This window comes from Neisseriaceae bacterium, assembly GCA_016864895.1.
Classification (GTDB): domain Bacteria; phylum Pseudomonadota; class Gammaproteobacteria; order Burkholderiales; family Neisseriaceae; genus QFNR01.
The window spans coordinates 1,163,857-1,176,827 of sequence record CP046107.1; the positions used below are offsets into that span (position 1 = coordinate 1,163,857).

Consider the following 12,971-nt stretch of genomic DNA (forward strand, 5'->3'; position numbering starts at 1 on the left):
TACGATAGAGAATAATGACATTTAAAGATATATATAGAAAGAATTGATAATGATGGGGTTTTTCACTAGATTTTTAGCTACTTTATTGACGATTGTTATCATTTTTGTATTGGCTTATATAGGCTTAGCTTATTATTTGGGGATTAAAGCAGAAGAGTCTATTAACAACGAAATTGCAGTTCTTTCTGATAGTAAACTGTTTAAGGTGGATGAGTACCATTATGATCGGGGATGGTTTAAGTCTAAAGCTATGGCTAAAGTATCTATCGCCAATGATATATTAAAGGTAATTCGTATTGATCGATTTCCTGAAGTTTTAAAAAAAGTATTAACACAACCAATTACCTTTCATACTACTGTTAAACATGGGCCATTTGTGAATAAGCTTTTTTTAAGGGCATATGCAACGACAGATGTCCATTTTGAAAAAGAGGCGGAGAAAGAAATTATTAAATTTTTTAGTGTGAAGAATCCATTTAAAATAGAGGATATGATTCAGTTAAATGGGGCAGGCACTTTAGACTTTTCTTTAAATACAATGAAGTACGAAGAATTGTCAGGTATTCAAATTAAATTTGATGGACTTCGGGGTCAATTGGATTATAAACGAAATTATAGAGAACATACTTGGAATATCAATATTCCTAAATTCTACATGAAATTAGCAGATAAAGGAGGAGTGGTTCTTTCTGGATTGAATTATAAGTCGACAAACTATCCTAATCAAAGTTCTATTGATACAGGTTTGATTGAACTTACATTTGATAAATTGGTGGTAAGTACTAAGTTAGATGATAAAGTAAACTTGAATTTATCAGATATGTTGGGTGCTTCTTTGAACATTAAACTGAATACAATATTTGATCCTAAATTATCATTTGAAGTATCTGATTTGAAAATTAATCAATTCTTGTTAAGGACAGATATTACACAAGAAAATGATTTAGTAAAAATGGAAGGTGAATTATCAGTAAATTTGTTTAATTTAAATAATGATGCTTATGGTCCTTTAATTTTTAAGATTTCTGCTGATCATATTCATGGCCCATCGCTTAAATTATTAAAAGACTATTTGGCAGATTTAACCAATCAACCACTAAGGTTAGATGAATGGCAGGATAAATTATTGGCTTATATTCGAGGACCAGCTTCGGGTTTGTTTACTGCTAACCCTGAATTTAACATTAAGCAAATTTCTCTAAGAACACCTGATGGGGATGTCAGGGTGGTCGGTAGTATGAAATTTGAAGGCTTGAATGTTAGTGACTTATCTGATTTTAATGCATTGCTTCATAAATCAAAAGCTGGTTTTGATTATTCGTTACCTGAGAATTTAGTAGTTAATATATTAGAGAATCAAGTAATTAGTTTGTTAATTACAGATCAAGAAGTGATTAGTGAACAAGACATGAAGAATGTTTTACAAGCAACAAAATATTTGGTTAAGGGATTTATTAATAGTTATGCTTCTATGAATTACATCAATTTCGTCAATGGTATTATTTCTGGTTCAGTTAGATTAGAACAGGGAAGAATGTATCTGAATGGGATAGAATATCAGAAAAATGAAATGGATATTGATAATATTTATTCAGAAGAGGATGAAAAATTATTACAAGAAGAAATTTTACCTCGTGATAATGCAATAACAGACGAGTCACCTTCATTACCTGGTTCCTTAGATGGTGGAGATGCTAATAAGAAAGAAAATCACGATACATCCCAAAATTTGGAGCTATTTTCTAGGTAGATAAAAAAATGCACCTCCCAAAAAAGAGGTGCTAATAAGGAACACAAACCACTACCAAATCTTTAAAATAACTAAAAAAGACAATTGCTTTAAAAGATTTAAACTTGTGCTCATGATAAATGAAAAATGAATCAAATGCAAACAATAATTATTATCAATTGAGTTATTTTTTGTAATTATTTGTTTTAAAATATAATTAATTTGTAAAAGAAGTGGAAATAATGAGACAGATTATTATTGATACAGAAACAACAGGTCTGTATGTTCACGCAGGAGATAGAATTATTGAATTTGCTGGCCTAGAAATGATTTCGAGGCGTTTAACTGGGAGGCAATGCCATTTTTATATCTACCCTGAATGTGATATTAATGAAGAAGCTAGTAAGATTCATGGGCTGAGGCTCTCAGACTTAGAGGGTAAGCCCAAATTTGCGGAAGTGGGTCAAGAGATACATGACTTTTTACGTGATTCAGAGTTAATTATTCATAATGCTCCTTTTGATATTGGGTTTTTAAATATGGAATTTTCTAAAATAGGTTTGGCACCTGTTGAGGAAATTACTAATAATGTGATTGACACTTTGGTGGAAGCGAAAAGAAAATATCCAGGTAAACGTAATTCATTAGATGCTTTGTGTGAACGCTTAGAAATCGATCGCAGTAAACGTGTATTGCACGGTGCTTTAGTTGATTGTGATTTATTAGCTCAGGTTTATTTGGCTATGACGCATAATCAATTTACTTTGGATATTGATTTAAATAGTGATTTAGATGGAGGGAATCAACAAAATTTTCATATTGATTATAACCAAAATAAGTTTAAAGTATTAATGGCTTCAGGGGATGAAAATAAATTACACGAGGCTTATTTAGATGAATTAAGCCGAACTTGTCTTCCTATTTATCGTTATGAAGAATAAGCAACGTACTATTGCTCTAATTCCTGCAGCAGGGGTTGGTACTCGATTTGGTGCTTCTATGCCCAAACAATATGTTTGTATTCATAAAATACCTGTTTTGTTACATACCTTGCAATGTTTATCTATTCCTCAAATAGAGGCAATTTATATTGTATTGTCACCAACAGATGAAATTTTTACAGAAATTAAAATTCAGTATAAAGATTTTTTAAGCTTACTGCTGCATCAAGAAGATGCTTGTGAATTTTCATGGCGGATTTTAACACTGGGGGGAGTGTCCAGAGCTCATACTGTACGTAATGCTTTAGAGTATTTAAAGAGAGAAAATTTAGTTGAAGAGCACGATTGGATATTGGTTCATGATGCAGTTCGCTGTTGTTTGCCACATGAATATCTGTATCAACTGATTAAAACCGTGCATGTAGGACAGCAAGGTGCTATTTTAGCGCAAAGAGTTATGGATACGGTCAAAAAAGTGGGTAAATATAAATATATTCAAGCAACCTTGAATCGTGACTATTTATGGTTGGCACAGACACCACAGATGTTTTTATTAAAAGACTTACTGAAAGCTTATGAGCAAGTGTCTGAGTTAGATAAAATAACTGATGAAGCTTCATTATTGGAGGTCATTGGAAAACCAGTATTAATTGTAAATTCTGATACTAGGAATTTCAAAATTACAACACTACAAGATATGCATTATGCAGAATATTTATTAAGTAATAAGAGTGAATAAATATGTATCGTATAGGACAAGGTTATGATGTACACCAGCTGGTGGAATCAAGGAAGTTAATTTTAGCTGGGATAGAGATTCCTTTTCAAAAAGGTTTAAAAGGGCACTCAGATGCTGATGTTTTATTGCATGCTATGATTGATGCTCTACTAGGTGCTCTTGCGTTAGGAGATATTGGTAGTTTTTACCCAGATACCGATCCTGCTTTTAAAAATACCAGTAGTGTTGAATTATTAAAAGATAGTTACCAAATGGTTCAGAAACTGGGTTGGCATATAGTCAATATTGATAGTACCATTATTGCAGAACATCCAAAATTAAGACCCTATATTGATACTATGTGTGAGAATATAGCCAATATCTTAGATTTACCCCTCGATAGGATCAGTATTAAAGCCAAAACAAATGAACAGTTAGGTTATTTAGGTAATCAGGAAGCGATAGAAGCTCAAGCAGTCATTATGCTAAAAAAAGCCGATAACGTTTAACGTTGACATATTGGATCAAAAATACTTCATTGGTAAAAAATTTTGTTGGGTGATATCCTAGTCATGCCATAGGGGGGCATGAATGGTTTTTATTTCTGGGAATTGACTATTACATTTTAAAATATCTGGATTCCTAGACCCTAATAGTTATGTGTGCCAACTTCATGATTTTTATCACTTCATAATTGTGCAATATAGTTTTTAGCAATATTTCAGTATGACTTTTTATGGTGTTTTTTCTAAAATGGTGGTATTAAGGGTGGTATTAAGATAAAGCCCTTTGTTACCATACTCAGTGGATAATCTACTACCAACCACAGTAAATTGAAACCAACTCAATCTCATCATCTTCTTTAATGGATAAAATTTTAAATCGTTAGCATGTATATGAACATTATTATTAAGTGGCGGAATACAAACTGTAATTTTAAATTTCTGAGGTAAAAGTTTCCTAGAATAGACTATCCTCTATCCAGTTCAGTAGTAAATTATTTTTGGCTGTCTAACCGTACTTTAGTATAAGCATGGATATAATGTAATAAATACTGAAAGATTTTTTTTTGGCCGAAATAGGTTTATGGTGGGCTTTGAACTCTATGAGATTAAGAGATGTAAAGAACATTTCAGTTAACACGACTTGCTATCACCAAAGAATATAGGTCTAAATGAGACAACCATTGGTACATCGGCTTGATATTATTTTTTATATGAGGTCATACAATTGAGGTGTTTGGTGATTGGTTAAACGAATACAGTGATATCATTATATTCTGAGGGGACATTGATCAGTACCTAACCATTTGTAGGATTGATGAACCCCATCAGGCAAGCGGCATCGTAGTGCAACGTTTTTAAGAGGCTGTAGTTTTTGTTTTTGTCTCTCTACTTGGATGTGTCTATCATTCTGTTCGTATATGCCATGGAATAGTTTGAAAATTGTCTTGTGTACAGCTGCCTGTTAAAGGATTTTTTGAATTTTCTATAATAATTCTTTTTAAAAAATTACTTTCAATTTTTAAGTATTCATTGTCAATGGGGTATTAGGCGATTTTAGTTCTGGGATTTTTAATACATGTATTATATTCCTTGGGATCAATAAACATCTCTTTGATAGCGATCCGTCATACGTAATTCATTAAGGTATTCTTCTGCGTCATCTTCTGTGAGATATCCTTTATCTTGAATTATTTGTAATAGTTTTTGTTCGACATCTTTAGCCATTGTATTAGCTGCACCGCAAACATAGATATGAGCTCCTTTTTGTAGCCATCGCCATAGTGTTTCTGCTTCTTGTTCTAGTTTATGTTGTACATAGACTTTATTTAACCTTTGACGTGACCATGCCAAAGATATCTTATTTAATAAGCCTTGTTTGTACCAGTTTTGCCATTCTACTTGATAAAGAAAATCATCGGTAACTTTTTGATTACCAAAGATAAGCCAATTTTGGCCAGTGGCATTTGTATTTTTTCGTTCTTGCATGAAGGCTCTAAAAGGGGCAATACCTGTTCCTGAAGCAATCATAATAATGGGTACGCTAGAGTTGTTTGGCAATCTAAACTTATGATTAGTTTCGACAAAAATTTTTAGTTTATCTCCTTCTCTGAGTCTTTCACCAAGAAAACCAGAAGCACCGCCCGTATAAATCCTACCTTCACGTTCAAAACGAACTACGCCAACAGTCAGATGAACTTTATCTTTTACCTCTAATTGTGAAGATGCAATTGAATAAAAACGGGGAGTCAGAGGACGTAAGAAATTATGCAATGTCTGTGCATAAATATTTGCAGGATATTTTTTGAGCATGTTAACAATGGAGGTTGTACCTACCAAATCTTGTATGATGACTGGATCATTGGCAATATGTAGCAATTCTTCGTCTAGTGATAGAGCGGCCAGTCCTTTTATGAATTGAGGAGAGTTTTGTGTAATTTCATCTAGTTCTAATAGGGCATGACGAATTTTAACTGTCGTTATTCTATCTTCTAGTTTAACCATCTCCTCGCCGGATAAATGGCAAATTTCCAAGATTTCATCCACTAACTGTGGATCATTCTTAAACCAAACACCTAGAGAGTCACCTGCTTGGTAGACCATATTCGAATCACTAATATCGATTTCAATATGTTGTACATCCTTATTAGCATTGTATGAAGTGATTTTCTGGCGTAGAGCTAAAGTGGCCGTATAAGGTTCTTCTTTGGTATAGATGGTGCCATTATGAATAATTGGGTCTCTTGTAGAGGTAACAACAGACGCTGTTCCAACAATAGTATTGTTTTGTGGAATGAGTGTAACGAGTGTTTGTACAATATTTTTAATCCAATGAACAGATGGTGTTTCAAAATCAATATCACAATCTACCCGATCAAGAATTCTAGTAGCACCCAGATCTGCTAGTTTAGTATCAAATAATCGCCCTGCCCGGCAAAATTCAGGATAAGAGCTGTCACCCAAGGCAAGAACAGCATATTTTACCTGGGATAAATCAGGGGCTTGTTTACTGCATAAGAATTTGAATAAAGGAATCGCTTCTTCAGGAGGCTCGCCCTCTCCTTGAGTAGAAGAGATTAATAATAGGATATTCTCATTGCCAATATCTTTAATTTTATAATCACCTGTAGCAATTAAGCGCGCAGATAGTTTTGTCTCGATCAATGCTGTTAGTAATCGTTCGGCGACACTTCTTGCATTACCTGTTTGACTGGCAGATAAGACAGTAATGCTTTTAGTAGGTATTTTATTAGAAACACTAGTCACCACTACTTCATTATTGGTTGTCTGACTTTTAGTCCGTGCATAGCCAGACAACCAAGTTGGTTGAATACTAGATAATTGATCTTGCAACAGTTGTGGGGTAATAGGAAAATTTTGCATTAGAACCCCTAAAAAATCTAAGGTATTAATCATAATGTTGGTTGTGTATTTCTGTGATTGATATTATCCTTTACATTTTCTGATGTGAGGTACACTGTTTGTTATTCTTGCTTTTCCACCACCAACGACCAGCAAGAATATCTTCATTTTTTTTGAACAGGCTTAATACAAGGTTCACATTCAATACTAGGGTAACCTTTTAGGGAAAGTGGCTTAAAAGGTATTTGGTTCTCCTGAATATAGGTGCATATTTTAAATTATCCAATCAAAAATTTAAATTAAATTTGGCAATTGCAATGAATAGTATTCTTCATTCAAATTCTAGCTGTTCTCTAATGACTGATTATTCCTCTAATTTGTTCTGTTAGCCAAGTATCATTAATGAGATGAAGAAAACAACACTTTTTGTGTAATTGAACTGATACGTAAAATCTGATCACGCTTTACTTCTATTTGATGTGGTGCGTAAAGCCCAATACGGATATGATAAACTCTCTCATTTTTAGGAATTAAAGTTAAGTTAAGGTTTCTGCATGTGGTTTTTTTGTTTTCAAAGAAAAGCCATAATCAGTAGGGTTAATTTGGTAACTAAATCAGTTAAGGGAGTATCTTCCAAGGCAAGACAGGATGCTAGTTTAGTGTGGATATAAGTAATATCAGTTAAACTGTTGCTTAAGGGTCTTGATTTTATCAAATAATTTTGCCGATCTTTTACACTAGGCTGTGGTATTCTCCAGTAGTTTTGGTTCATCTCTTTTGTTATAATCCCGTCTTTTTTTAGAATAATATTTGTATCCAAGATAAAAACTCATAAATAAATGACATCTAATAGATATAGAATTAGTTATTCCGAACATAAGTAAAAGTCACACCTAATTTCCAGCCAAAAAATAAACTTGTTTTAGTCATAGGTGGTAGTTGGGTAGTTGAGAGAAAAATTGAAAATTGATTGGCTAATTCAGTGATCATTTTTTGGTTTCTCACATAGCTAGAGCTATTAAAGAAGTTATTCTCACTTGGATCTATGAGGGGTGAGTGATGTGGTTGGCTAAATAATCAATACAATACAGTTAGATTGTATGTATTTATTGACTTAATTGAGCAATGATCCAAAATTAAATCATTTTATCGGTAGGCAATAAGGGGGGAAAGTACAAATTAATCAATGTTAGACAATCAATGGTTACATAGATCTACCTTGCCAACTGTATCTAGAGAGTAGTCCTGTGTAAAGCTATTGGAACAGAAGTGACTTTACTTGTGTTATCAAGACATCTATGTCATCAGCTTAAATTACAGATACCGCAACATATTGGTGATATTGAAAAAATAATAGATCAGTATCGGAGCTTAGTTAATCAAACCTTATAAGATGCAAAATTAATTAGAGAATTTTGGGAACATTGATTTGTGAGTTAGTTTGATTGATTACTTGGAAATAAAGACAAAAAAAGTATAACAATATTTGAAAAAATTTTTGGAGCAAACTCAGAAGAAAATATAGGTTCTGGATGGATTATTCACTTTAAAAACCTTTGTAGGCGCTCAGTGTGCAGATATTGTACTGTGTAGTATTTTTATTTCAGATAAGATATTGAATTTATTGCGTGAATATATCAAAAATATTTTTGTGTAAAATGATTAGGAGACTACCATACAAAAAATATTAACGAATTATTGTTCAGTACCCATCAGGGTAAAAAATAGTACGTTTAAAGAGGGGGGGGATCCCTTGGTGTTTTGGTGAGGATGCACAACACTACAGGTTTTAATGGAAAACAATATTCCATATCAAGTTATTTCCTGTAGTTATATAGGAACTATTATTTAATGGGGATTCCATTAATACACCGAGATTATACTAAAACGGTCACTTTATATTGTAGAACATTTGGTGAAGCCTCCAAAATATTTAAATTGGAAATTATTGGCATTTCCCCGTCAAACTTTAGCAGTATATATGATCATTCTACAAGTTAAGTATATTGCTAAAAAATTAATTTTATATGGATGGAGTAAGACAACACCTGTGGTTATTAGTCAAGGCACTTTGCCTAATCCAATAGTTATTACAGGAAAAGTAGTTGCGTTGAAGTTAGTACAACAGGTGGTATCTCCATCGATTATGTTGATTGGTGAAACAGTAGAACTACATAACCGATTAGATTGGTTTGCTGAGAAATAATTTTTAGAGGGGTTTCTTAAAAAGACAGAGTATTAAATCATAGATTTAGAGGTATAATGCCAGTTTTAGTCGTATTGTATATTGAAATATTATGGGTACCCAAATAATTAGGATAGGTACAAGAAGTAGTCAGTTGGCTTTATGGCAAGCCAATCTGGTGAAACAAAAATTAGAAAAAAATAATATTACCTGTGAGTTGGTATACATTCAATCTGTTGGTGATTTAGACTTAAAGAAACCCATTTATAAAATGTCTGAAATTGGTGTGTTTACTAAAGCACTCGACCAGGCACTGTTAGAAGATCAGATTGATCTTGCTGTTCATTCAATGAAAGATGTGCCAACTGTATTAACCTCAGGTTTAACACAAGCAGCAGTTTTGAAACGAGGAGAAGTGCTGGATATTTTAGTGTTTAAGGGAGAAATTGATTTTAATCAGCCCATGACTGTTGCAACAGGAAGTTTGCGTCGACAAGCACAATGGTTGGCTCACTATCCTGAACATACAATAGTGAATTTAAGGGGCAATTTACAAAAAAGACTGGATAGTTTATATGCGAATGATAACGTGCAAGGTGCCATTTTTGCCAAGGTGGGATTAGAACGATTGAGTTGTTTGCCCGTTCATTATCTTGAATTAGATTGGATGATTCCAGCACCGGCTCAAGGGGCGATTGTTGTACTCTCTCGAGAAAATGATGAATCAATACTTGATTTGGTACAATGTCTAAATGATGATCAGACAATTTTTTGTGTCTCACAAGAACGTGCTTTTTTAAGAGCACTTGAGGGAGGGTGTGCAGCACCGATAGGTGCTTTGATGACTATTGATAAAGACTTAGCTTCTTTTAGGGGAGGTTTATTTTCATTAGATGGACGTAAAAAAGTTGTCATTGATGTTACTATTCCTTTAGTGCGGGCTTATTCATTGGGCAAGAATATGGCAGAAGAAGTCCTAAAAACTGGGGGTGAAGAAATTATGCAAGAGATTAGAGGTTATTTACGATAATGACTAAAAAGAAGGTTCTAATTACTCAAGTATTAAATAATGAAGAAAAAGAAATTCTTGAACGACATCAAATAGACTATTTAGAAGTATCAATGATTAGTACAAAAATTATTGATTTTAAAATACCTGATACAAAACCTAATTATTTGTTGATTACTAGCCAGAATGCAGTTAAAAGTATGCTAATCAATCCTAGTCTTGAGGAGTTAAAAGAGTATCCTGTAATTTGTGTGGGACGACAAACCAAAAGCTTATTGGAGAAAAATGCTTGGCAGGTCAAGTGTGTGGCAGACTATGCTAGAGATATCATTGATTTCTTACAACAAGACTACAAAAGTTTTGTTTTATTTCTAACTGGTAACTTACGTAGTAATATTTTAGTTGACTATATGCTCAATGCTGATATTCATTTCCAAGAAATTCAAGTTTATGAAACTGTATTGACTTCACGGTCTATTCAAGAAAATTATGATGCAGTTGTGTTTTTTAGTCCCTCTGCAGTCAATAGTTTTCATCAAAATAATTCTTTGCAAGGCAAGCAAGTATTTTGTATTGGAGAGACCACAGCAAGAGCCGTTGGCAGTAAGGTTGTACCTATACTGCCTTCTTATCCTAGTAGAAAAGAAACTTTGATGTTATGTGCCAATCAGATGAGGGGGAATGTAGTGTGAATCAAACCATTAAAAATGACATTTTATTAAAAGTTTTAAATCATGAGACAGTTTCACGCCCACCCGTATGGATGATGCGTCAGGCAGGACGGTATCTACCTGAATTTAGAGCAATACGTGAAAAATATGATTTTTTTACTCGCTGTCGTACACCAGAATTAGTGGCAGAAATCACAGTCCAACCTGTAGATATCATTGGTGTAGATGCTGCTATTTTGTTTTCAGATATACTAGTAGTGCCCCAAGCCATGAATATTCCATTTGTGATGAAGGATAATCAAGGCCCATGGTTGGACGCTCCAATTCGTACCCAAGAAGATGTGCAAAAAGTGATTATTCCTAATGTGTATGAAACCTTAAGATATGTGTTGGACGGCATTGTGTTAACCAATGAAAAATTAAAAGGGCGAGTTCCTTTAATCGGCTTTGCAGGATCTCCTTGGACAATATTATGTTATACAGTAGAAGGAAAAGGATCTAAAAATTTTGATATTGCCAAGGGATTTTGTTTTAGTAATCCATGTTTAGCACATACCTTGCTACAAAAGATCACAGATACAACTATTGCTTATCTAAAGGCACAAGTTAAAGCAGGTGTGGATGTGGTACAGATTTTTGACTCTTGGGGAGGAATGCTTTCCTTGGATGATTATATGTTATTTTCATGGCCTTACATTCAACAGATAGTTAATGAATTATCTAGCATAACTAAAGTTATTGTATTTGCCAAAGGTTGTTGGTTTGCTTTGCAAGAAATGGCAAAAAGTCCTGTTTCCGCATTAGGCATTGATTGGACTTGTCCCCCTCATATTGCGAGACAATTAACAGAGAATAAAATTGTGCTCCAAGGAAATTTTGATCCTGCAAGGTTACTTTCCCCAGTTGAGGATATTCAAAGAGCAGTAAAGCATATGATTCAATCATTTTCAGGGAAAAATTATATTGCTAATTTGGGGCATGGTATTTTACCGAATGTCCCAGTTTCACATGCTAAAGCTTTTGTTGATGCAGTAAAAATTTATCAATATGAAAATTAAGGCACACAAAGAGAAGAATAGAATATTGTCCCTCTTTTTACTTTTTATTTATTGGTAATTTTGAACTCCCTCATTATGTTAAACGGTATATCATTATCATTAGAATACAAGCTTTTCTTCATGAATGTTTTACATTTTTTTTTGTTAACTTTGAATGGTATTAGAGTTTGCTCGTTAAGTTTTTAGTTCAGCTTTTTTTTATGAGTTTATCCGTACTATCTTATCCTTTAGGGTTGTAAGAATATTCAATCATTGCGTTATTGTTGAAAATAATTATTTTTAAGATTAAAAATAGGATAAGAACACCCATAATTTACGATTTTTGAGGTGGTGAGAATTAACTTCATGTATATAAGCCTCTTTCCCCAAGACAATATTGATAAGATTTTTATTTTTACTGGTAAATAATGAGATTAATCAAGTAGTGTAGAATATAAATTAAATAAATAGAAGTAACTCTTGTTGAGTAATATGTATTTGTGCATGATTGATCAAAATATTTGATAAATAATTTTTACAACCGCAAAGAATAAAGTGATCAAGTGAGATATCATTACACTTATGAGGGGTAATTTTTCGAATGATAATGATAAGTGGACCCTTTATTTCTCCTAATAATTCACTAAGATAGAATCGGAAATATTGTGTCGAATACTAATAAAGTGCCTGGTGGTGTGGGTAATGGTGACGAAAATTACAGGGTAATCAAAAACTAGCCAATCTCTAATTTTTGCATGCCTGTTTTAATAGCAACGGCCTTTGAGTCATAGTGGGTGACATTAAATAATGGGTTAAAGGCATGACCTAATGATAGACCAATAAAATTATGTAATCACTAAACCTATAATACTTAGTTTGTATTTGTAATACAGTTGAGCATTTAAACCTGTAGTAAATAGTACATACCAATTAGTATAATCGATATTGATGACCCACAATACCTTATTCTCAAAGATTTTTCTTTAAAAGTCATCCTTAATCAAAAAACTTATTTGATACAGGAAGAATAACAACCAAACTAGTAGTAAATAAGTTGAGTACTGAAATTTTAATCCATTGGTATGTAAATTAAAGGTAATAGAAAAGATATACATGATAGGTACAGGTAGTGTTGAAATAGTAGTTGTACAGACAGACAATATGATATATCATTCCTCGGCCAGATAGGTCATAATTAGAAGTTGTGTTCCCACGGGGTAACAGCTTCTAGTTAAACCAGTAGCAATTTCTTTGTTCGGTTTAAATGTTTAAATAAATCAAAATTAGTGCCACTAAAAGTAAAATATATACCGAGA

General features: G+C 33.1%; 10 protein-coding genes. 8 read left to right on the forward strand and 2 right to left on the reverse strand.

Annotation, left to right across the window (positions count from 1 at the left end; translation table 11 throughout):
- The first annotated feature begins 49 nt into the window (after window positions 1-49).
- From GKC53_04955 to GKC53_04970, 4 genes are all read left to right on the forward strand, one after another.
- A complete protein-coding gene (locus GKC53_04955; GenBank protein QRN41470.1) occupies window positions 50-1,750 on the forward strand; it encodes a DUF945 family protein in 1,701 nt (566 codons plus the stop codon).
- Between the two features lie 221 nt (window positions 1,751-1,971).
- Entirely contained in the window at window positions 1,972-2,670 is a 699-nt protein-coding gene (dnaQ, locus tag GKC53_04960; GenBank protein QRN41471.1) for a DNA polymerase III subunit epsilon, read from the forward strand.
- On the forward strand, window positions 2,660-3,409 hold the full coding sequence (locus GKC53_04965; GenBank protein QRN41472.1) for a 2-C-methyl-D-erythritol 4-phosphate cytidylyltransferase: 750 nt from the start codon (window positions 2,660-2,662) through the stop codon (window positions 3,407-3,409). Before dnaQ ends, GKC53_04965 begins: the two co-directional genes overlap by 11 nt.
- On the forward strand, window positions 3,406-3,897 hold the full coding sequence (locus GKC53_04970; GenBank protein ID QRN41473.1) for a 2-C-methyl-D-erythritol 2,4-cyclodiphosphate synthase: 492 nt from the start codon (window positions 3,406-3,408) through the stop codon (window positions 3,895-3,897). Before GKC53_04965 ends, GKC53_04970 begins: the two co-directional genes overlap by 4 nt.
- Window positions 3,898-4,122: 225 nt before the next feature.
- Here the strand turns inward: GKC53_04970 and GKC53_04975 are convergent, their stop codons facing one another.
- Entirely contained in the window at window positions 4,123-4,362 is a 240-nt protein-coding gene (locus GKC53_04975) for a hypothetical protein (protein ID QRN41842.1), read from the reverse strand.
- 627 nt (window positions 4,363-4,989) lie between these two features.
- Window positions 4,990-6,774, reverse strand: coding sequence for an assimilatory sulfite reductase (NADPH) flavoprotein subunit (locus tag GKC53_04980; GenBank protein QRN41474.1), 1,785 nt, complete (start codon window positions 6,772-6,774; stop codon window positions 4,990-4,992).
- A 1,894-nt stretch (window positions 6,775-8,668) separates the two neighbouring features.
- On the opposite strand from GKC53_04980, the gene GKC53_04985 reads away from it, so the two are divergent.
- The 4 genes from GKC53_04985 to hemE all read left to right on the forward strand — a co-directional run bounded on the left by GKC53_04985 (window position 8,669) and on the right by hemE (window position 11,676).
- Window positions 8,669-8,959, forward strand: a complete 291-nt coding sequence (locus GKC53_04985) for a hypothetical protein (protein ID QRN41475.1) — start codon at window positions 8,669-8,671, stop codon at window positions 8,957-8,959.
- A gap of 91 nt (window positions 8,960-9,050) precedes the next feature.
- Entirely contained in the window at window positions 9,051-9,968 is a 918-nt protein-coding gene (gene hemC, locus GKC53_04990; protein QRN41476.1) for a hydroxymethylbilane synthase, read from the forward strand.
- Complete coding sequence (locus GKC53_04995) at window positions 9,968-10,639, forward strand: uroporphyrinogen-III synthase (protein ID QRN41477.1); 672 nt, start codon at window positions 9,968-9,970, stop codon at window positions 10,637-10,639. The genes hemC and GKC53_04995 overlap by 1 nt, the downstream gene beginning before the upstream one ends.
- Window positions 10,606-11,676 carry a uroporphyrinogen decarboxylase gene (hemE, locus tag GKC53_05000; GenBank protein QRN41478.1) on the forward strand — a complete coding sequence of 357 codons (1,071 nt, stop codon included), beginning with the start codon at window positions 10,606-10,608 and terminating at the stop codon, window positions 11,674-11,676. Before GKC53_04995 ends, hemE begins: the two co-directional genes overlap by 34 nt.
- The last annotated feature ends 1,295 nt before the right edge of the window (window positions 11,677-12,971 follow it).

Bases quoted from the DNA above. Each gene is read 5' to 3' on its own strand.
- GKC53_04955 (QRN41470.1), top strand. From the start codon at position 50: ATGATGGGGTTTTTCACTAGATTTTTAGCTACTTTATTGACGATTGTT.
- hemC (QRN41476.1), top strand. From the start codon at position 9,051: ATGGGTACCCAAATAATTAGGATAGGTACAAGAAGTAGTCAGTTGGCT.
- GKC53_04980 (QRN41474.1), bottom strand. From the start codon at position 6,774: ATGCAAAATTTTCCTATTACCCCACAACTGTTGCAAGATCAATTATCT.
- GKC53_04995 (QRN41477.1), top strand. From the start codon at position 9,968: ATGACTAAAAAGAAGGTTCTAATTACTCAAGTATTAAATAATGAAGAA.
- hemE (QRN41478.1), top strand. From the start codon at position 10,606: ATGTGCCAATCAGATGAGGGGGAATGTAGTGTGAATCAAACCATTAAA.
- dnaQ (QRN41471.1), top strand. From the start codon at position 1,972: ATGAGACAGATTATTATTGATACAGAAACAACAGGTCTGTATGTTCAC.
- GKC53_04965 (QRN41472.1), top strand. From the start codon at position 2,660: ATGAAGAATAAGCAACGTACTATTGCTCTAATTCCTGCAGCAGGGGTT.